Source organism: Microbacterium wangyouchuni (assembly GCF_051546305.1).
GTDB lineage: Bacteria > Actinomycetota > Actinomycetes > Actinomycetales > Microbacteriaceae > Microbacterium.
The window spans coordinates 25,091-44,189 of sequence record NZ_JBPTMA010000001.1 but is presented as its reverse complement, the minus strand read 5'-3'; the positions used below and the strand labels follow the sequence as shown (position 1 = coordinate 44,189).

General features: G+C 62.7%; 20 protein-coding genes. 14 read left to right on the top strand and 6 right to left on the bottom strand.

Annotation, left to right across the window (positions count from 1 at the left end):
* Window positions 1-155 precede the first annotated feature (155 nt).
* Window positions 156-1,502 (bottom strand): chromosomal replication initiator protein DnaA, encoded by a 1,347-nt coding sequence (gene dnaA, locus ACSS7Z_RS00215; RefSeq protein WP_438253051.1) that lies wholly within the window; start codon window positions 1,500-1,502, stop codon window positions 156-158.
* A 367-nt stretch (window positions 1,503-1,869) separates the two neighbouring features.
* On the opposite strand from dnaA, the gene rpmH reads away from it, so the two are divergent.
* The 10 genes from rpmH (at window position 1,870) to ACSS7Z_RS00165 (ending at window position 9,415) form a co-directional block, all read left to right on the top strand.
* Window positions 1,870-2,007 (top strand): 50S ribosomal protein L34, encoded by a 138-nt coding sequence (gene rpmH / locus ACSS7Z_RS00210; RefSeq protein ID WP_438252400.1) that lies wholly within the window; start codon window positions 1,870-1,872, stop codon window positions 2,005-2,007.
* A 5-nt stretch (window positions 2,008-2,012) separates the two neighbouring features.
* Window positions 2,013-2,363: a ribonuclease P protein component gene (gene rnpA, locus ACSS7Z_RS00205; RefSeq protein WP_438252399.1), complete on the top strand. Its 351-nt coding sequence runs from the start codon at window positions 2,013-2,015 to the stop codon at window positions 2,361-2,363.
* Window positions 2,360-2,710, top strand: coding sequence for a membrane protein insertion efficiency factor YidD (gene yidD / locus ACSS7Z_RS00200; RefSeq protein ID WP_438252398.1), 351 nt, complete (start codon window positions 2,360-2,362; stop codon window positions 2,708-2,710). Before rnpA ends, yidD begins: the two co-directional genes overlap by 4 nt.
* A gap of 3 nt (window positions 2,711-2,713) precedes the next feature.
* A complete protein-coding gene (gene yidC, locus ACSS7Z_RS00195) occupies window positions 2,714-3,778 on the top strand; it encodes a membrane protein insertase YidC (protein ID WP_438252397.1) in 1,065 nt (354 codons plus the stop codon).
* Window positions 3,775-4,269 (top strand): Jag family protein, encoded by a 495-nt coding sequence (locus ACSS7Z_RS00190; protein WP_438252396.1) that lies wholly within the window; start codon window positions 3,775-3,777, stop codon window positions 4,267-4,269. Before yidC ends, ACSS7Z_RS00190 begins: the two co-directional genes overlap by 4 nt.
* A 31-nt stretch (window positions 4,270-4,300) precedes the next feature.
* The gene (rsmG, locus tag ACSS7Z_RS00185; RefSeq protein ID WP_438252395.1) at window positions 4,301-4,927 is read left to right on the top strand and encodes a 16S rRNA (guanine(527)-N(7))-methyltransferase RsmG; all 627 of its coding nucleotides are present in this window, start codon (window positions 4,301-4,303) and stop codon (window positions 4,925-4,927) included.
* Window positions 4,928-5,658: 731 nt separating this feature from the next.
* On the top strand, window positions 5,659-6,582 hold the full coding sequence (locus ACSS7Z_RS00180) for a ParA family protein (protein WP_438252394.1): 924 nt from the start codon (window positions 5,659-5,661) through the stop codon (window positions 6,580-6,582).
* Complete coding sequence (locus ACSS7Z_RS00175) at window positions 6,582-7,559, top strand: ParB/RepB/Spo0J family partition protein (protein WP_438252393.1); 978 nt, start codon at window positions 6,582-6,584, stop codon at window positions 7,557-7,559. Before ACSS7Z_RS00180 ends, ACSS7Z_RS00175 begins: the two co-directional genes overlap by 1 nt.
* A gap of 68 nt (window positions 7,560-7,627) precedes the next feature.
* A complete protein-coding gene (locus ACSS7Z_RS00170) occupies window positions 7,628-9,070 on the top strand; it encodes a sugar porter family MFS transporter (protein ID WP_438252392.1) in 1,443 nt (480 codons plus the stop codon).
* A 9-nt stretch (window positions 9,071-9,079) separates the two neighbouring features.
* The gene (locus ACSS7Z_RS00165; RefSeq protein WP_438252391.1) at window positions 9,080-9,415 is read left to right on the top strand and encodes a tryptophan synthase subunit alpha; all 336 of its coding nucleotides are present in this window, start codon (window positions 9,080-9,082) and stop codon (window positions 9,413-9,415) included.
* A gap of 83 nt (window positions 9,416-9,498) precedes the next feature.
* Here ACSS7Z_RS00165 and trxA read toward each other — a convergent pair whose 3' ends face one another.
* The 4 genes from trxA to ACSS7Z_RS00145 all read right to left on the bottom strand — a co-directional run bounded on the left by trxA (window position 9,499) and on the right by ACSS7Z_RS00145 (window position 14,776).
* The gene (gene trxA / locus ACSS7Z_RS00160; RefSeq protein ID WP_438252390.1) at window positions 9,499-9,822 is read right to left on the bottom strand and encodes a thioredoxin; all 324 of its coding nucleotides are present in this window, start codon (window positions 9,820-9,822) and stop codon (window positions 9,499-9,501) included.
* Window positions 9,823-9,882: 60 nt separating this feature from the next.
* Entirely contained in the window at window positions 9,883-10,854 is a 972-nt protein-coding gene (trxB, locus tag ACSS7Z_RS00155; protein ID WP_438252389.1) for a thioredoxin-disulfide reductase, read from the bottom strand.
* A 159-nt stretch (window positions 10,855-11,013) separates the two neighbouring features.
* The gene (murJ, locus tag ACSS7Z_RS00150) at window positions 11,014-12,627 is read right to left on the bottom strand and encodes a murein biosynthesis integral membrane protein MurJ (RefSeq protein WP_438252388.1); all 1,614 of its coding nucleotides are present in this window, start codon (window positions 12,625-12,627) and stop codon (window positions 11,014-11,016) included.
* Window positions 12,620-14,776, bottom strand: a complete 2,157-nt coding sequence (locus tag ACSS7Z_RS00145; protein ID WP_438252387.1) for a DUF6049 family protein — start codon at window positions 14,774-14,776, stop codon at window positions 12,620-12,622. The genes murJ and ACSS7Z_RS00145 overlap by 8 nt, the downstream gene beginning before the upstream one ends.
* Before the next feature lie 106 nt (window positions 14,777-14,882).
* Between ACSS7Z_RS00145 and ACSS7Z_RS00140 the strand changes: the two genes are divergently transcribed.
* The 4 genes from ACSS7Z_RS00140 (at window position 14,883) to ACSS7Z_RS00125 (ending at window position 18,409) form a co-directional block, all read left to right on the top strand.
* On the top strand, window positions 14,883-16,394 hold the full coding sequence (locus ACSS7Z_RS00140) for a DUF7059 domain-containing protein (RefSeq protein WP_438252386.1): 1,512 nt from the start codon (window positions 14,883-14,885) through the stop codon (window positions 16,392-16,394).
* 144 nt (window positions 16,395-16,538) lie between these two features.
* A complete protein-coding gene (locus tag ACSS7Z_RS00135) occupies window positions 16,539-16,763 on the top strand; it encodes a type II toxin-antitoxin system VapC family toxin (protein WP_438252385.1) in 225 nt (74 codons plus the stop codon).
* Window positions 16,764-16,805: 42 nt separating this feature from the next.
* Complete coding sequence (locus ACSS7Z_RS00130) at window positions 16,806-17,858, top strand: LLM class flavin-dependent oxidoreductase (RefSeq protein WP_438252384.1); 1,053 nt, start codon at window positions 16,806-16,808, stop codon at window positions 17,856-17,858.
* Window positions 17,859-17,902: 44 nt separating this feature from the next.
* A complete protein-coding gene (locus ACSS7Z_RS00125; protein WP_438252383.1) occupies window positions 17,903-18,409 on the top strand; it encodes a GNAT family N-acetyltransferase in 507 nt (168 codons plus the stop codon).
* A gap of 125 nt (window positions 18,410-18,534) precedes the next feature.
* On the opposite strand, the gene ACSS7Z_RS00120 is transcribed toward ACSS7Z_RS00125, so the two are convergent.
* Window positions 18,535-19,098 (bottom strand): type 4a pilus biogenesis protein PilO, encoded by a 564-nt coding sequence (locus ACSS7Z_RS00120; protein ID WP_438252382.1) that lies wholly within the window; start codon window positions 19,096-19,098, stop codon window positions 18,535-18,537.
* Between the last annotated feature and the right edge of the window lies 1 nt (window position 19,099).

Below are 19,099 nucleotides of genomic sequence, written 5' to 3'. Positions count from 1 at the left end.
GACCGGTGAGGTGTGGGAGTTATCCACAGGTTGAGGAAAATCTCACACGATCGTCCAGATGTTAAGCGGATTCATCCACAGGTTATCCACATGTGCAAACCGGCATTTTTCTGCGACTCGCGGGTGAAGTGACACTCCTCGGCGCGGAAAATGAGTCAGCGCCGGCCGAGCTGAGTCGTGATTTCCGTCACCTGGTTGTAGATCGAGCGTCGTTCTTTCATCAGATCGCTGATCTTCTTATAGGCGTACATGACCGTGGTGTGATCGCGGTTTCCGAACAGCTGACCGATCTTCGGCAGCGAGAGGTTCGTACGCTCCCGGCACAGGTACATGGCGATCTGACGCGAGGTCGCGATCTGCTGCGATCTGCTCGAGCCGTAGAGATCGTCGACAGTGAGCTTGAAATAGCGAGCGGTGGCCGTGATGATGTCGGTCGGCGAGATGATGTTGTCCTCGGCCGTATCGATGATGTCGCGCAACACCGTCTGGGCGAGTGAGATGTCCAGCGAAGACCGGTTCAAGCTCGCGAACGCCGAGACACGGATGAGAGCGCCCTCGAGTTCACGGATGTTCGATGAGACGACAGTGGCGATGTACTCCAGTACCTCATCCGGAATATGCAGGGCTTCGCTCTGCGCCTTCTTACGGAGGATCGCGATGCGGGTTTCCAGGTCAGGCGCCTGCACATCGGTGATCAGGCCCCACTCGAAACGACTGCGCATCCGATCTTCGAACCCGGTGAGGTGTTTGGGCGCGACATCACTGGTGATGACGATCTGCTTGTTGTGATCGTGCAGCGTGTTGAAGGTGTGGAAGAAGGTCTCCTGTGTCTCTGCTCGTCCCTGCAGGAACTGGATGTCATCGATGAGGAGGATGTCGACGTCGCGGTAGCGCGCTTGAAATGCGGATCCGCGGTTGTTCGCGATGGAGTTGATGAAGTCGTTGGTGAACTCTTCACTCGAGACGTAGCGAACCTTCACGCCCGTATAGAGAGACTGTGCATAATCCCCGATGGCGTGCAGAAGGTGCGTCTTGCCGAGACCCGAATCGCCATAGATGAACAGCGGGTTGTAGGCCTTCGCCGGAGCCTCGGCGACAGCGACGGCTGCAGCATGAGCAAAACGGTTGGACTGCCCGATGACGAAGTTATCGAAGGTGTACTTCGGGTTCAGTCGTGACTCATGACGCATCGGGGTCGGCTGATCGATGGTGTAGTCCGTGCGCGGAGCGTCGGGGCGACCGAAATCAGCAACGGCGATCGGAGCGGTCTGCTGGTCTGCGAGCTCGTGGTTCACCACGACCCGGAACGAGGTGACCTCCTCGCCGAGGTGAGCGAGAGCTTCCATCACGGGAACACGCAGTCGCTTGTTGATCTGGGCTGCGGTGAGGTCGTTTGGAACATCGAGATAGAGCGTTGCGCTCATGACGCCGGCCGGGACAGCGAGGCTCAGGAATCCCTGCAACTGGGGAGTGACGCGATCATCCTGATCGAGCAGGTCCATCACCTGGCTCCAGATTGGAACGTCAGGCTGGGCAGGAGAGGACATGGTGCTCCGGGAAAAGGCTCGCGGAGGGTAGTCGAATTCGGACAGATCCCCCCTGTGGATAACTTCGGATGCAACGGTAGTCACCCAAGCTGTGAACGGCAACCTGCCTCGGAAAATCAATGGTGTGTCGAGTCGACCGGGTGAGCGAGGGTTGTGGATAATTAACGTGCGGAGCGTTGCAGCTCAGACCGGTCGTGGCGCGGAGATTTGCTCTCTGCGCCGGTAAGACGTACCCTGAATCGGTTGACTTATGCCCGAAAAAGGGCAGTTCCCTATGTCTCCGGTCGTACACATCCGGTGACAGCGTTCCCGGAGTGATTCCATGAGCAAGCGTACGTTCCAGCCCAACAACCGCCGTCGCGCCAAGAAGCACGGCTTCCGCGCCCGCATGCGCACCCGCGCCGGCCGCGGCATCCTTGCGGCCCGCCGCGCGAAGGGCCGCGTCGAGCTCTCGGCGTAAGCCTCGTGCTCGCCCGTCCGTTCAGACTGACGCGAGGAACCGACTACCGGTTGGTCGTCCGTCGCGGGGTCCGATGCGGGGGCGCTCGCGTCGTCACCTCTGTTTTGGCGACGGGTGAGACCCGTGAACCCAGATTCGGGTTCATCATCAGCAAACAGGTAGGCACTGCCGTGATCCGCAATACCGTGCGCCGAAGGCTCAAAGCCGTGTGCGCGGAAGCGCTCTCAACAGTGCCCGAGGGCACGGATGTCGTCATCCGTGCCCTTCCTGCGTCTGCCACCGCGACATTTGCCGAGCTCAACGCGGATGTGACGCGCTGCCTGTCACGGCTGAGCCGCACCAGGACATCGTCATGAGCGCGCTGCCGTCTTACGCTTTCGGGTCGGCTCATCTGCATGCCGGCGATCTGGCTCGCAGCATCCCGCTGATCCCCCGTAATCTCGTGCTCGGGTTCCTCACCGCCTACCGCGCCGTCATTTCGCCGATCTATGGTGATGTATGTGCGTATTACCCGTCCTGCTCGGCTTACGCTGTAGGTGCGGTGCAGCAGCACGGTGCAGCAAAGGGCGCAGTGCTCTCGGCATGGCGCATTCTGCGGTGCAACCCCTGGACAAAAGGCGGCGTCGATGACGTCCGCCCCCAAGACCATTTCCGACACGACCTGACCGCCCGAGGTTTCGTCGTACCTTCTCGAAAGGACTGAACAGTGGGTCTTGACCTTCTGCTCGCCGCTGCGGAGAAAGCACCCGAGTCCGGTGGCTTCGATCTTCTCGGCACGATTCTGTGGCCGTTGAAGTGGGCCGTTGAGCTCATCCTCGTCGCCTGGCACTGGCTGTTCACCGCTGTCGGTCTTCCCGATGCAGCGGGTATCACCTGGATCCTTTCTATCGTCGGTCTCGTCATCGTCGTGCGCGCTTCGGTCTTCCCGCTCTTTGTGCGGCAGATCAAAAGCCAGCGCAAGATGATGGAAATCGCGCCGGAGATGAAGAAGGTTCAGGCGAAGTACAAGGGCAAGAAGGACCAGCTCTCTCGTGAGGCCATGAGCCGCGAGACGATGGCGCTCTACAAGCGACATGGCACGTCTCCGATGTCGAGCTGTCTGCCGCTGCTGGTGCAGATGCCGGTCTTCTTCGCTCTGTTCAGCGTGCTGAATGACGTCACTAAGCACGCGGATGCCGGCGTCGGTGGCGTCGGTCTTCTGAGTTCGGCGCTGACCAAGCAGTTCTACGAAGCGACGATCTTCGGCGATGTTTCGCTGCACGGTACCCTCGGCCACGCGGTCGAGACTCAGAACACGATTGCGATCGTGATCCTCGTGATCCTCGTCGTGCTGATGATCGGTTCGCAGTTCTTCACGCAGCTGCAGATCATCTCGAAGAACCTCTCTCCCGAGGCCAAGACCGGCCAGGCGTACCAGATGCAGAAGATCATGCTCTACGTGCTGCCACTGGGCTTTATCTTCTCGGGTGTCTTCTTCCCCCTCGGTGTGGTCGTGTACTGGTTCGTGTCTAACCTGTGGACGATGGCGCAGCAGTTCCTTGTCATTCGTGAGATGCCCACCCCTGGTTCTGAGGCGGCGAAGGCTCGCGAAGAGCGTCTTGCCCGCAAGGGCAAAGCGATCGATTCCTCTGGAAAGGTCGTGCCGATGGCGGCTTATGAGGCCGAGCAGCAGCGCATGCTCGACGAAGTTGAGAAGGCGAAGCAGAACGCACCTAAGCGCCAGCAGCCCGTCGGTAAGAAGCGTGCGAAGAAGAAGGGGCCGAACGCATGAGCAGCGACAACACAATGGAGCGGGCAGAGCCCACTACCGAACAGCTCGAGCATGAGGGTGATGTCGCAGCCGACTTCCTCGAAGAGCTGCTGGACATCGCTGACATCGATGGCGACTTGAACCTCGACGTCCGACAGGGCCGCGCCTACGTGTCGGTCGAGTCCGAGGACGAGAGCATTTCCGTGCTGTCGAATCCGGATACTGTTCAGGCGCTGCAGGAGATCACACGCCTGGCCGTGCAGAACAAGACCGGTTCGTTCTCGCGATTGATTCTCGACGTGGGTGGGTCACGGGATGCCCGCCGCCAGCAGCTGGAGAAGCTGGTGGATGCTGCCATGATCAAGCTCGATGAGGGTGCGTTGAAGGCGTCACTCCCGTCAATGTCGAGTTACGAACGCAAGCTCGTGCACGACATTGTTGCCGATCGGGACCTCATCTCAGAGTCGTATGGCGAAGGGCCCGACCGGCACACCGTCATCCGTCGTCGCTGATGTTTCACGTGAAACATCAGGAAGGATGAGCATGTCTGCCCTTGAGGCTGAGCCGGAAGTTGCGGCATCCCTTTTCGGTGATCGCATCGATATCGCACGTGCTTTCACGACGTCGCTTGCTGCGCAGGGCGAAGAGCGCGGTCTTATCGGGCCGCTGGAGCTTCCTCGGCTGTGGACCCGTCACGTTCTGAACAGCGCGATTGCTGCACCGCTCGTGCACGGCTCTACCGCAGATATTGGTTCTGGAGCAGGGCTGCCCGGTCTGGTGATCGCTATTGCCCGACCCGATGTGAAGCTCACGCTCATCGAACCGATGGAACGACGAGTCACCTGGCTCAATGAACAGGTAGCGGAGTTGGGACTGGACAACGTTACCGTTTTGCGTGCTCGAGCAGAAGACGTGCGAACCTCGGAGAAGTTCGACGTTGTGACCGCGCGCGCGGTGAGCGCGCTGCGTACACTCATCCCATTCACTGCACCGCTGCTGCGCGATGGGGGAGAGATCGCCCTTCTCAAGGGAAAGAACGCTGAGGCTGAAATAGACGCCGCCGCAAAGCAGATCAAGAAGTTCAAGCTCAGCGATGTACGGGTCGAGGTTCTCGGCGAAGGCATACTGGCGGAGACTACTCGCGTTGTTCGTGCGGTCGTTCGAGGCTGATCCCACCGAGGCGAACTCTGCGGTTTGGGTGACTCGGGGCGGGCTCCGGGATGCCGGTTCACTCGCAGAACGGGTACCCTCCCCGCAAGCGGCGACCCCTCCCGATGCTCGCTCATCCGGCATCCCTGCGCCCTTTACGGACGGACGGGCGTAGCTGCTTCATCTGTCATCCTTTCGGGTCGTATAGGTGAGATGTTTCACGTGAAACACGGACCGCCTGTCCTGAGTAGGGATCGCGCAGGTCGCATGGTCGGGTACGTTCCGTTTCACGTGAAACATCCATCAATGTGACCGGTCGACGGCTGGGAGTAGCGGCCAATCCATTCCTCGCCGCGGAGACAACGTCACGTTTCTCAAAGATCCCCGTTTCACGTGAAACATTCCAAATATTCACCCGGGGGGACCGTGCGTCTCTACTGTGCCCGGTATCTAACGCAGTCGTAGAGCGAAGCGAGACGCTGCCACCCCCGATCCAATAGTTGCCGCGTCGAGTGTTCATGCGAATAATGCGAGGGCGCAGGGGTGCCGTCCGAACGAGCATCGGGAGGGGTCCCCGCTTGCGGGGAGGGTGCCCGTTCTGCGAGAGAGTCGGCACCCCGGAGCCCGGAAGTACGCGCGAATAGCCCGGAAGCACGCCCCATCACCCCACCCCACCAGCCCCGAACTCGCCCCCGATTCAACCAACGTCCCACGTAGCGATTAGAGTAGAACGCGGTCCTCGAAAGGAGTGGATGTTTCACGTGAAACAGTCTGAAAAGGCAACGCCAAGCAGTACTTTTGGGGTCGATACACCACTGGCACGAGAACTTGCCGATCTGAGCGCCCGACGTCAGGCGTTGGAGACGACAGCGGTGGAGTTCTCTGGTGGCACCCGTGTTCTTACGGTGTCGAACCAGAAGGGTGGCGTCGGTAAGACTACGACTGCCGTGAACATCGGTTCTGCGCTGGCGAACCTCGGTGCGAAGGTCCTTGTCATTGACCTCGACCCGCAGGGCAATGCATCCACTGCACTGGGCGTACCGCACAATGCCGAGACCGCGAGTATCTACGACGTTCTGATCAACGACGTGCCGCTGGCTGATGTCGTGCAGCAGAGTCCCGAGTCCGAGAACCTGTTCTGTGCTCCGAGTACCATTCACCTCGCCGGTGCTGAGATCGAGCTCGTCTCGCAGGTTGCTCGAGAACACCGACTTCGCCGGTCGTTGGATCAGTACTTCACGTCGAACACCGTGGATTTTGTCATTATCGACTGCCCACCATCGCTCGGACTGCTCACAATCAACGCTTTTACCGCGGCATCCGAGGTATTCATCCCTATTCAGTGCGAGTATTACGCGCTAGAAGGCCTGAGTCAGCTGCTCGGCAGTATTCAGATGATCCAGAAGCACCTCAATCCTGAGCTGCATCTTTCGACGATCCTGCTGACGATGTACGACGGACGTACTCGCCTTGCCCAGCAGGTCGCGGACGAGGTGCGCACCCATTTCCCGACCCAGGTGCTGCGCACCGTGATCCCGCGCTCCGTGCGCGTGTCGGAGGCCCCAAGTTTCGGCCAGACGGTGATCGCATACGACGGTAACTCCGCCGGCGCGATCGCGTACCGCGAGGCTGCTGTCGAAATCGCGTCCCAGAAGACGCAGAGCAAGGAGAACTGATGGCCAAGCGCACTGGATTGGGCCGTGGAATCGGCGCACTCATCCCCACCGCAGATCAGACCGCACGCCCGGTCGATGTGTTCTTCCCGGGTGGTTCACTTCCGCCGGCAGCTGCAGGGGCAGTCGCCACGGTCAACACAACAGTCGTGGAAAACGCTGATCTCGCCGAAGTTCCTGGCATCCATCTGATCCAGGTCGACCCGAACAAGATTGTTCCGAACCCGCGCCAGCCGCGCACCCATTTCGACTCGAGTGATCTGGCCGAGCTGGTGCACAGCGTTCGTGAGTTCGGCGTGTTGCAGCCGGTGGTTGTGCGCAAGAACAGCGACGGCGATTTCGAGCTCATCATGGGGGAGCGGCGTACGCGCGCAGCGCGCGAGGCCGGCCTCGATGTCATTCCCGCGATCGTCCGTGAGACCGCCGATGAAGATCTCCTGCGCGATGCGCTTTTGGAGAACCTGCACCGTTCTGAACTGAATCCTCTGGAAGAGGCATCCGCGTATCAGCAGCTGCTCGAAGACTTCGGTATCACGCAGGAGCAGCTCGCTACCCGCATCGGGCGCTCCCGTCCACAGATCAGCAACACGATCCGTCTGCTGAAGCTCCCCGTTCCGGTGCAGCAGCGAGTGGCCGCAGGTGTGCTCACTGCGGGCCACGCGCGCGCTCTGCTCTCCCTTGATGACGCCGCTGCAATGCAGAAGCTTGCAGACAAGGTCGTGAACGAGGATCTCTCCGTACGTGCCACTGAGGAAGCCGCCAAGTCGGTCGCGTCTGCCGGTACAAAGACCCCGAAGCCCCAGCCCGGCGCGCGGCGCGCATATCTCGACGAGGTTTCCGGAAAGCTCGGTGATCGCCTGAACACGCGGGTGAAGATCACACTTGGTGCACGAAAAGGCCAGGTCGCGATCGAATTCGCATCGATCCAGGATCTGAATCGCATCCTTTCCGAACTGGGCGAGGACGGCTACGGATCCTGATCGACTGAATTCTTCCTCGCGTTCAAGCGTGCCTGACTCCTAGAGTGAGCACAGACGGGGGAGAGCACATGTCAGAGAAGAAGAGCACGGCCGGACGCCTCAGCGGACGGGTTGTCGGCATCAGCATCGCCGCAGCACTCGGTGGATTCCTGTTCGGGTTCGACACCGCGGTCATCAATGGGGCGGTGGATGCTCTCGCCGGAGCATTCAAACTGGGCCCGGGTCTGCAGGGCTTTGCCGTTTCGTCGGCTCTGATCGGTTGCGCGATCGGTGCCTGGTTCGCCGGCAGCCTCGCTAACCGGCTGGGCCGGATTCCGGTCATGGTGATCGCCGCCATTTTGTTTCTGGCATCCGCTCTTGGTTCGGGCTTCGCCTTCGGTGTCATTGACCTGATCATCTGGCGGGTCATCGGCGGTCTCGGCGTCGGCGCGGCCTCTGTCATCGCACCGGCCTACATTGCCGAGGTATCGCCGGCGAAGGTCCGGGGGCGCCTGGGCTCGCTCCAACAGCTCGCCATCGTCACCGGTATCTTCACGGCACTCCTCTCCAACGCGCTGCTCGCCAACATCGCAGGCTCCGCCGCTAACGTGCTGTGGCTGGGCATCGATGCGTGGCGATGGATGTTCATGATTGAGGCCATCCCGGCCATTGTTTACGGTGTGATGGCGCTGCGGCTGCCGGAATCTCCGCGTTTCCTGGTGGCACGCGGCGATATCGACAAGGCCTCGCAGGTGCTTTACGATTTCTCCGGCGAAACCGATGTGAATCTCAAGATCGAGGAGATTCGCAAGACGCTCAATGTCGAGCAGCGCGAGTCGCTCAAGGATCTGCGCGGTGACAAGTTCGGGCTGAAACCTATCGTCTGGGTGGGCATTCTGCTGAGTGTGTTCCAGCAGTTCGTGGGCATCAACGTCATCTTCTACTATTCGACGACGCTCTGGCTGTCGGTCGGGTTCGATGAATCCAGTGCTCTGATGACGTCGGTGATCACGTCGATCACCAATATCGTCGTCACGATCATCGCGATCTTGCTGGTCGACAAGGTTGGTCGGCGCCCGATGCTTCTGACCGGATCGGTCGGCATGGCGGTCACCCTCGGGATGATGGCGGTGGCGTTCTCGTTCGGCACTCTGCAAGACGGAAACGTCGTACTTCCAGACCCGTGGTCGCTGATCGCCCTGATCTGCGCGAACGGTTTCGTGGTCTTCTTCGGTGCAACATGGGGTCCACTGGTCTGGGTTCTGTTGGGGGAGATGTTCCCGAACAACATCCGTGCCGGTGCACTTGCCGTTGCCGCCGCTGCGCAGTGGGTGGCGAACTTCTTCATCTCGACGACGTTCCCGGCGTTCGCCGAGATCGGACTCACCTTCGCGTACGGGTTCTACGCATTCTTCGCAATCGTGTCGTTCTTCTTCGTCTACTTCCAGGTGCCAGAAACCAAGGGACGCGAGTTGGAGACGATGACGGATGTCGTGAACCTGCCGCGCCGCGGGGGTCGTAAGCGCGCGTAGGCTGGATGCATGTCAGAAGCTGTTCCGCGCCGTGCCAGTCTCGAAGTTCTTCGAGCGGAGGCCGCTGACGAGCTCGCTGTGCTGATTCAGGAGCGCCTCCTCAACGGTGAAGACCCCTGGGATTTCATGGAGGAGCTGCCGAGCGTGGACGAGCTGGTGGTCTACCTGCTGCGCGCCGACAACATCATGGCCAACGACGGTGTGCGCCCGAATGCGGCCCGCAATTACCGAGTGATGCGCCAGATCGCTTTGGAGTATCCCGAGCTCACAGAGGCCGTCTGGGGACTGCTTGACGAAGGCTCACGACACCGCAAGTGGGATACGACCGTCGCTGACGCATCCTGAGCCGCACCCCTCACTGAACCCAAAAAGCATCGGGCCCACGTCGACAAGACGCGGGCCCGATGCCTTTATAAAAGGGGAGAAACTCAGCCGATGAACGCGGCGAGATCCTTCTCGAGCGCGGGCTTCGGCTTCGCGCCGATGATGGTCGTCTTGACCTCGCCGCCCTGGAAGACCTTCATCGCCGGAATCGACGTGATCTGGTACTTCATAGCCAGCTCGGGGTTCTCGTCGACGTTGAGCTTGACGATCGTGATCTTGTCAGCGTTCTCGGCCTGGATCTGGTCGAGAACGGGCGCGACCATGCGACACGGTCCACACCATTCGGCCCAGAAGTCTACGAGCACAGGCCCCTCGGCCTGCATGACGTCCTGGTCCCAGGTGGCCTGGCTTGTTGCCTTGGCAGTCATCAGATTCTCCTTGTTCGAGGTTCACCGACTGCAACAGCAGCGGTGTCGGTTGTGTTCCCGTCAGGCGATGATCGCCGCGGCCTGAGCCGCGGGAACCTCGACCGAAGCATCCTCGAGATCTGCGAGGAAGTGCTCCGCGTCGAGTGCTGCCACGGTTCCGGACCCGGCAGCAGTGATCGCCTGACGGTATGTCGGGTCGATCACGTCACCGGCGGCGAAGACGCCGGGTACAGACGTCTTCGAGGACCGGCCGTCGACCCAGATCGTGCCCTCGGGGGTGAGGTCGAGCTTGTCGTGGACGAGGTGCGTGCGCGGGTCGTTGCCGATCGCGACGAACAGGCCGTCGAGCGCGAGGTCCGAAACTGAGCCATCGACCGTCGAGCGCAGCTTCACACCGGAGACGGCAGCCTCGCCGACGACGTCGGTGACTTCGCTGTTCCAGATGAACTCGATCTTCTCATTCGCGAACGCGCGCTCCTGCATGATCTTGGAGGCGCGCAGGGTGTCCTTGCGGTGGATGACGTACACCTTCGAGGCAAAGCGGGTGAGGAACGTGGCCTCTTCCATCGCCGAGTCGCCGCCACCGACGACGGCGATGGTCTTCTCACGGAAGAAGAAGCCGTCGCAGGTCGCGCACCAGGAGACCCCGTAGCCGGACAGGCGCTCTTCGCCCTCGACGCCGAGTTTGCGATAGGCCGAGCCCGTCGCGTAGATCAGCGACTGCGTCTCATGCACTGCCCCGCTGCCGAGCGTGACGGTCTTCACCGGGCCGTCGAGATCGAGCGAGGTGACATCGTCGTAGACGACCTCGGTGCCGAACTTCTCGGCCTGCTCTTGGAACTTCGTCATGAGCTCCGGGCCCAGAATGCCCTCGGGGAAGCCGGGATAGTTCTCCACGTCGGTGGTGTTCATCAGTTCACCGCCGACCTCGACAGAACTGGCGATAAGCAGCGGCTCGAGATTCGCGCGGGCCGCATAGATGGCGGCGGTGAATCCGGCTGGGCCTGACCCGATGATGATGACCTTGCGCATGTGCTCTCTCTCTTCGCCTGGCAGGAGGTTCGACTGCTTCAACCAATGGTAACCGCGCGGCATTCCCGCAGGCGGAGCAGCAGAGGCAGCAGGCGGAGCAGCAGAGGCAGCAGCCGGAGCAGGCGGGCAGCAGAAGGAGCAGCAGAAGCCCAGAAAACCTCAGCGGCCGGGGAGGAAACGCTTGAGCATCGTGCCGGCGACCGCGAGCTCCGGAGCGCGCATCACGGCGAGCAGTGCGATGTAGACGATCACGACGACCGCGCCGATGATGCAGGTGCCGATGGCGCCGAGCAACTGGCTCGACAGCGTCCAGCCGCCGATGCCCCCAAGCAGCAGGAACACTCCCCATCCGGCGAAGCCGGCGGGCACAGCGGCGAGGGCGAACCGGCCGAAGGCCAGGAGCCATGATCTGACCTGCAGACCACCGATCTTGCGGTGCAAGAGCCAGGTCGCGATGATCGTCTGGATCGTGCTGGCGACGGACTGGGTGAGCGCGATTGTGGCGGCGAGCCCAGTGATCTCGATCACGCCGGTGTTCAACAGCCAGAGTGCGACGAACGCGCCTCCCACGATGAGCACACACTGAAACAGCGTGAACCAAAACGGGGTGCGTGTGTCGTCGTAGGCATAGAAGGTGCGCTGCACGATGAACAGCACCATCAACGGAAGCAGTCCGACGAGGTAACAGAGCAGCACGATCGCGGCATCAATCGAGTTCGGCGCCGTATTGGTGAAGACACGGGATGCCGGAAGCGCTGCAGCCGCGACGGCGGCGACGGCCGCAAACATGAAGAAGCTGAGGGTGCGAATGCTGCGCCCGATGTCCGAGCGAACTTCATCGTGCCGGCCCGCAGCGGCGTGCTCGCTGATCTGCGTGAAGTAGGGGGTTCCGATCGATATCACGATGATCGAGTAGGGGAGCATGAAGACTAGCCACGCGTACTGCATTGTCGCAACAGAAGCGCCGTCCGCGGACGCAAGATAGGCGATTCTGTTCTGCACCGTTCCCGCGGTCAGGCTGGCTATGGCCATCAGGAAGGTCCAACCGGCGAGCTTGCCGACGTTGCCGAGGCCGACGCCACGCCAGCGGAAGTCTGGCCGCAGCGAAAGGCCGGTGCGTCGCCAGAACAGGAGAAGCACGACCGCCTGAATAACGATTCCCAGCGTGGCGGTGCCTCCGAGGCCCGCGATCATTGCCGGAGTCCAACCCTCGACGCTCGTCATCGTTTCACCGAACACAGCTCCGAGAACCAGGAAGCCGATGATTGACACGATGTTATTGACCACCGGAGCCCAGGTGAATGGTCCGAACACGCGGCGAGCGTTGAGCGCCTCGCCCAGCAGGGCATAGAGACCGTAGAACAGGATCTGGGGGAGGCACCAGTAGGCGAATGCCGTCGCCAATGCGTACTGGGCCGGCGTTGCATCTGCCGAGACCCAGATCAGCCAGGGGGCAGCTATGGTGGCCAGGCCCGTCACGACAACGAGCACCACAGTGCCGAGCGTGAAGAGCTTCGAGATAAAGGCGTTGCCACCGTCGGCCTGCGCGCTTGCTTTCACGATCTGCGGCACGATCACGGCGGTCAGAATGCCAACAGATATCAGCGAAAAAACACTGTTCGGCAGCTGATTAGCGATTCCAAACGCATCAGCGGCGCCTGAGCCGACCGAGCCGATCACTGTCACCAGCACAATGCTGCGCAGCAGCCCTGTGACACGCGAGACCATGGTGCCGGCGGCGATGACCGCACTCGCGCGCCCGAGACTACTCACCCGTCACCTGTTCCTCCGCAGCATCCGAACGTGAAGAATCATCCGATGAATCGGCATCCCGCCGCCGACGAATCACGGTCCGCACGATTCCGAGGATCAGCAGCACCCCGATGATTCCGCCGAGGATGCCGAGGCCGATGCCCTCCCATTCGGCGCGCACGGTGACTTTCGCGGTCTGGTCGGTGCCGATCGGCACGCCGGTGGGGGAGCTCAGACTGAAGCTCACTTCGAGCTCACCGCTTCCGACGCGTGCTTCGACGGGAACCTTCACCCGCTCGTTGCTCGCCGGCTGCGCCACCACTTCGGTGAGGGGCTGCACGTCGAGACGGGCATCTGAGGGGAGCGAGGTGAGTCGCACGTTCACTCGCCAGGGAAGATCGTTGCGCACCCAGACGGGTAGCGGCGCCGCCGCCGTGAACAGCTGGACGGGGCTCGGCTGCTGAACGCTGACCGCATTCAGCGTGGTGCGGGTCTGTTCCTGGTGGGCGGTTGCGGCTTCGGCATACTCTTCGGATGCTCCGACACCGATCAGACGCAGGATCTGCAGGCGTTCGGGCGCGAGCATGACCTGAGGGTCGTCGAGTATCGAGGAGAACGCGGTGAGGTGGGTTTCCTCTGCGAGCATCTGGCCCAGGGCCGCGGCACGATCTGTCGAGGCGCCTCCGGCGAGGGTCACGGATGCCGGCGCTACAGCGCGCAGTTCGGAAAAGCTCAGGGGAGCGGCGATCGCGCTCAGTGACAGGATCGTCTCGCGCAGGGCGTCCGCAGGTCGATTCTCGTCGCGGTCGAGTCCGATCAGCAGGGGGCTTCGCACATCGGTGAAGCTGAGCTCGGCAATTCCCTCCGCGACCTTGCGCTCGCGCGCTTCGGCATCCTCGGTGGTCGCGGCTTCGGAGAGGGCTTCAGAAGCGCGGGCATCCAGCACCAGCAGCCGGTGACCGTCGATCTCCACGGCAGCACTGGTGGGCGCGGAGACGGCGGTAGACGGGATGATCGTTGTCGCAGCGGTCGTTGCATCCGATTCGAGATAGCTTGTGAAAACCTCGATATCTGCGGTTCTGAGATCTCCCAGCGGCCAGAGGATGCCAGATTCAGCACCGTCGATCGCGATCAACTCATCATCGGTCGGAATCTCGGGCGCGGCCGGTGTCGACGATGGTGTCGGAGTGGGCGTGGCCGTGCCCGTGCCCGGAGCGGCAGTGCTCGGAGTGGGCGAGGGTAGTTCGACGAAGTTTTTCTCTTCGATGTATGGCGAGAACGACAGCGGCGTCAGCAGCCCGGGTAGTCCCGCTTGGGCTTGCACCGTGGCATCCGCATCGCCACTCTGTAGGGCGAAGCGCTCATTGGGGAGCGCGTCGAGTCGCTCGAGCCAAGCGGTCGCCGTCTGCGGGGCTGCCGACCCGAGAACTCGGATAGCGGCGGGAATCAACGGATCGATCGCCAGGGCAGCCGGGGTGCCGGCAACGCCGTCCAGCTGGGCGGTGAGCGCGCCATCGGCGGCGGTGAGCGTGGTGAGTTCTTCTGCGGTCAGCAGGCCGCCGTCTGCGGGAGTGGCCGTGAGGGGGACGATGACCGACACCTGGGCGGTGCTGTCGGCGTTGACGATGAGGACGCTCGTGGCGGTGAGGTCGGCAGCATCCGTCTCTCCGGCGTTCTCGCTGTCAGCACTGTGCAGAGTGACCCGAAGCGGGTAGACGCCCTCGTCGAGCTCTCCCAGTGCCGCGGCTGGCGTGACGACCGACATCGTCGCTGACGCGGATGCTGCAACGACCGTGGAGCTTTCGCTGTTGACCGGAGCGAACGTGCCGGTGGAAGCGCCGGCATCAAGCCACGACGCCAGGGCTGCACTGTCGGTGATCGGTGTGCGGTTCAGTTCGACGGTGACGAGGCCGGCAGGGAAGTCCGTGTCGGTGTCATTGGTGATGGTGATGCTCGCCAGCAGCGGAGATCCGGGCTCGATCACGCCGTGCAATCCGGTGGAGAGTGAGATCTGCACCGCGTCGGAAATGACTTCGTCGATCGCGGCAGAGGCGGGGGAGACGGCGAGGAACTGCGGGGTGACGAGGAGTCCGGCCGCGAGTGAGAACGCGACGAAACCGCGTGCACAGCGCTGCGCGCGCACACGACTGCCGATTCGGGGGCTGATCAACGTCTCTGGTCTTCCTCGGGCGCCGTGGCGGCCAGCCCGTGAGTTGTGACCCTGCAATTCTAGGCGGGCGTCATCGGGGAAGCCTGAAGGCGCGTAAAGTGACGCCGTGTCTGTACCTCTCCCGCCCAAACCCGACCAGCCGCTGGTCGCCGCCCTCGCCGCCGACCTCACCGCGGCGGACTTCTTCTCTGAACCGCTGCGCCGGCTCTGGGGCGAAGAGGCCGACGACGCGCTCGGACGTGGCGTTCGCGAACCGGTGCTGCGCGCGATCGCGCGCGATGTGGGACCGTTGGCGACGCTTGGTCGATTCTTCGTGCTCGGGATGCCGCAGCCGAGCGATCTTGTCGCCGCCGCGCTGCCGCGGCTGGGCCTTTCGGGCCTGGAACACCTGGGTTTCGTGACGATCGGTGATGATGCGGATGCCGTGCCCTCGGTGCTCGTGCGTCCGCAGTCGTTCGTCGACGCGGATGGCATCGGGGAGTGGTGGATCGCCAGCGACCTGGATGAGCTCGCGCTCGGCACGGAGTTGCCGGCTGATCACGTGCTGGGCGTGGGTGGAGCATCCCGCACGCTTGCCGAACTCATCATGCCGATTCCGGTGGCTCGTGCGCTGGATCTGGGCACCGGATGCGGTATCCAGGCGCTGCTGGTCGCACGGCACGCCGATGAGGTTGTTGCCACGGACATCTCGGCGCGGGCGCTCGCTTTCGCTGAGCTCAATGCCCTGTTGAACGGGGTTACGAACATCACGTTCCGGTCGGGCAGCATGTTTGAGCCCGTTGCTGGCGAGCAGTTCGATCTGATCGTCTCGAACCCGCCGTTCGTCATCACGCCGCGCGTGGATGGTGTGACCGCTTACGAGTACCGCGATGGCGGGCTGATCGGCGACGCACTGGTGGAGCAGTTCCTGCAGGCGGTGCCGGAGCACCTCGCCGTCGGCGGTGTCGCGCAGCTGCTGGGGAACTGGGAGTCGCGTGCCACGATCGACCCGGGCCTCACCCGGCTTGAGTCCTGGATCGACCCGACGCTGGACGCCTGGGTCATCGAGCGGGAGGAGCTCACACCGCTCGGATACGCCGAACTGTGGATCCGCGACGGCGGCACCACGCCGCGCGATGGCGCTTTCGACCGGATGCTGACTGCCTGGCTGGACGATTTCACCGAGCGGCAGGTCACCGCGGTCGGGTTCGGATACATTCTGTTGCGCCGCCCGGCGTCGGCGGATGCCCCGCGCCTGCGCCGTTTCGAGAAGGTTTCACAACCGCTGTCGGGGACCGGTCGCGCGCTGCACAGCGGCCTTATCGCCCACGACTCCTTAGCCGACGGCATCCCGATGACACTGATCACGGCGCCCGATGTGACGGAGGCGCGGCACTTCATGCCCGGCAATGACGATCCGAGCGTGATCGAGCTCCGTCAGGGCGGTGGCTTCGGTCGCACGATTTCGGTCGACTCCGCACTCGCCGGCTTTGTGGGCGCCTGCGACGGCGAGCTGCAGGTCACGCAGATTGTGGCGGCGCTGGCCGATCTGTTCGAGGTGCCGTTGGCAGATCTGTGGACGGATCTCGAGCCGCGCATCCGCCAGCTCGTGCTGGACGGGTTCCTCGTCGAGGGGTGACTGGGGCGGCGCCGGGACTCCCGGGCCATCGGGACCTCCGGGCCCGCGGGCCCGCCGCGTTGGGAGGAGTTCGCACGCATGGGCGGAGCTTTCCGCACATCCTCACGGATAGCGCAGGCGAGTCGGCGCGAGACTTTGCTTCGGGTGCTCGATTCTCTCCCTGGATTCTGGAAGGACTTCGACGCTGCGGCATCCGATGGGTGCGGCGAACTGACCGCCAGCACGACACAGGCGATGCGTGTCAAAGATGCTCTCATCGCCGGCCATGCGCAGAGCCTCGGAGTTCCCGTTTTCACCCGGGATGTCGGGTTTACGAGGTTCGCGTCCGTTGAGGTCAAGCTCATCGAGGGCGATGATGGTGCGGTCTGAGAAGAAGGAATGCCACCGGCATCCATTCGGTTGCATACGAGCATGAAGGCTTTCGGATTCCTCTCGTTCGGGCACTATGCCGACGTCCCCGGCTCGGGCACTCGCACGGCGGGGGACATGCTGCATCAGAGCATCGACCTCGCTGTCGGCGCCGATGAGCTCGGCGTCAACGGTGCCTATATGCGCGTGCACCACTTCGCCCGACAGGCCGCGTCGCCGATGCCGCTGCTGGCCGCGATGGCTGCGAAGACGGAGCGCATCGAGGTCGGCACTGGTGTCATCGACATGCGCTACGAGAATCCCCTGCAGTTCGCAGAGGAAGCGGCCGCGCTCGACCTGATCGCCCGGGGCCGCATTGCGCTTGGTGTGAGCCGCGGCTCACCCGAGACGGCGCTGCGTGGGTATGAAGCCTTCGGCTATGTCGGCAGCGAAGATCCCCGAGGCGCAGATCTCGCCCGGGACAAGTTCGATTTCTTCCTCGAGGCGATCGATGGTGGAGCCGTCGTACAGGGCGATCCGCAGCAGGTCGGTGAGGGGCGTTACCTGGCGATCGAACCGCAATCCCCGGCGCTACGCGATCGCATCTGGTGGGGCTCGGGTTCGCGAGCGACCGCGGAAGAGACTGGGCGCCGGGGCCTGAACCTCATGAGTTCGACGCTGCTGACTGAGGCGACGGGAGCAGAGTTCCACGTGCTGCAGCGCGAGCAGATCGACCAGTACCGCGCGGCGTACCAGGCCGCCGGCCACACTCGTACGCCGCGGGTATCAGTCAGCCGCAGCGTGTTCCCGCTGGTGTCCGACAAGGACCGCGCGTACTTCGGAATGCGCAATGCCGACAACGGCGACCAGATCGGCATCATCGACGGGTTCCGCTCGACGTTCGGCAAGACGTACGCGGCAGAACCGGATGCTCTGATCGCGCAGCTGCGCGCAGACGAAGCCGTCATGGCCGCTGACACGCTGATGCTCACCGTCCCGACGCAGTTGGGGGTCGACTACACCCTGCATGTGCTGGAGTCGTTCGCGAAGCATGTCGCCCCCGAGCTGGGGTGGAAGCCCAATACCGAGGGGCCTGTCGAGGGATACGCGATCTGAGGAGCCCTCATGAGTCCGGCAGTTCGTGTGACAGCATCAAGATCGTGACAAGCGCCCTGGGGAAGCCATCGATCCGTTCCTACGCGGAGACAGATGCCGCCGCAACGCTGGCTATCTTCATCGACGCAATCACCATCACTGCGGCGCTCGACTACTCCCCGGAACAGGTGCAGGCGTGGGCGCGGCCAGGGCAAAGAAACACCGTGAGCTGGAACCTGTCCATGTCCGGCAGAACCAGCTTCGTTGCCACTGTGAACGACGAGGTTGCCGGGTTCTCCGACATCGATGAGCACGGCTACATCGACATGCTGTTCGTTGCACCCCGCCACCAGAGAAAGGGAATCGCCCGAGCGCTGCTCGCTGAGGCCGAACGACGATTCCGCGAACACGGAGGAACATGCGTGACCGCTGATGTGAGTATCACTGCACGACCGTTCTTCGAGAGCTCCGGCTTCTCGGTCGAGCAGGAGCAGCATCCTGTCAGGCAGGGAGTGAGCCTCGTGAACTTCCGAATGAGCAAGTCACTACCCTCGGTCGTCGTGTCAGGCTGACCCCGCCTCGATGGGCTGACCCCGCACGGATGGGCGGAAAACGCAGCGATGGGCGGAGCCTCAGCAACTGAAGCTCCGCCCATCCGTGCGATCTCCGCCCAACACTGCGGCGGGAACAGCAGCTATTACCGCGGCTTGAGCACCCAGGTGATCCCATTGAGGGTGAGCTGAGCATCATCCGGGCCGGTGTACTGGCTGTCGACGACGGTGATCAGGCGCTGCGAGCCCTGCACGTTACCGGCGAACTGCTCGAGCTGACCACGGTCGCCATATGCCGACAGGGTGACGTTGACCGCGATCAGCGTGCCGCTGGCCGTTGTACCGATCGGCACACCCTCCGGTGCCGCGTAAGCGTGAGGAGTGTCGAACGACAGGTTACTCATGGTCACGCCGGTCGATTCGGCCGCGGCGTTGATCTGGTCGATCAGGGCCTGCTGCGAACGGTTTGCGGGCACCTTCGTCTGCAGATGAGCCAGCTGTCCCCGGTACTCATCGATGCGCGCATGGTCTTCGGCGAGGGCGGCGTTCTTGCGCTCCTGCACGAGGTTGATCTGCTTGATCGATGCGGTCTGCGCATTAGCGGTGGAGATGCGGTCGAGCTGCGGCTGCACACCGACGAACCATCCCGCCATGAGGATGATCACGGCGAGCAGACCGATGGCGACCAGTGTCAAACGATATTTGGACATG

Coding starts and splice junctions, on each gene's coding strand:
- ACSS7Z_RS00170 (WP_438252392.1), top strand. CDS start 7,628: ATGTCAGAGAAGAAGAGCACGGCCGGACGCCTCAGCGGACGGGTTGTC.
- rsmG (WP_438252395.1), top strand. CDS start 4,301: ATGTCTGCCCTTGAGGCTGAGCCGGAAGTTGCGGCATCCCTTTTCGGT.
- trxB (WP_438252389.1), bottom strand. CDS start 10,854: ATGCGCAAGGTCATCATCATCGGGTCAGGCCCAGCCGGATTCACCGCC.
- dnaA (WP_438253051.1), bottom strand. CDS start 1,502: ATGGACCTGCTCGATCAGGATGATCGCGTCACTCCCCAGTTGCAGGGA.
- yidD (WP_438252398.1), top strand. CDS start 2,360: ATGAGCGCGCTGCCGTCTTACGCTTTCGGGTCGGCTCATCTGCATGCC.
- ACSS7Z_RS00180 (WP_438252394.1), top strand. CDS start 5,659: ATGTTTCACGTGAAACAGTCTGAAAAGGCAACGCCAAGCAGTACTTTT.
- rpmH (WP_438252400.1), top strand. CDS start 1,870: ATGAGCAAGCGTACGTTCCAGCCCAACAACCGCCGTCGCGCCAAGAAG.
- ACSS7Z_RS00165 (WP_438252391.1), top strand. CDS start 9,080: ATGTCAGAAGCTGTTCCGCGCCGTGCCAGTCTCGAAGTTCTTCGAGCG.
- trxA (WP_438252390.1), bottom strand. CDS start 9,822: ATGACTGCCAAGGCAACAAGCCAGGCCACCTGGGACCAGGACGTCATG.
- ACSS7Z_RS00175 (WP_438252393.1), top strand. CDS start 6,582: ATGGCCAAGCGCACTGGATTGGGCCGTGGAATCGGCGCACTCATCCCC.
- ACSS7Z_RS00190 (WP_438252396.1), top strand. CDS start 3,775: ATGAGCAGCGACAACACAATGGAGCGGGCAGAGCCCACTACCGAACAG.
- ACSS7Z_RS00130 (WP_438252384.1), top strand. CDS start 16,806: ATGAAGGCTTTCGGATTCCTCTCGTTCGGGCACTATGCCGACGTCCCC.
- ACSS7Z_RS00120 (WP_438252382.1), bottom strand. CDS start 19,098: ATGTCCAAATATCGTTTGACACTGGTCGCCATCGGTCTGCTCGCCGTG.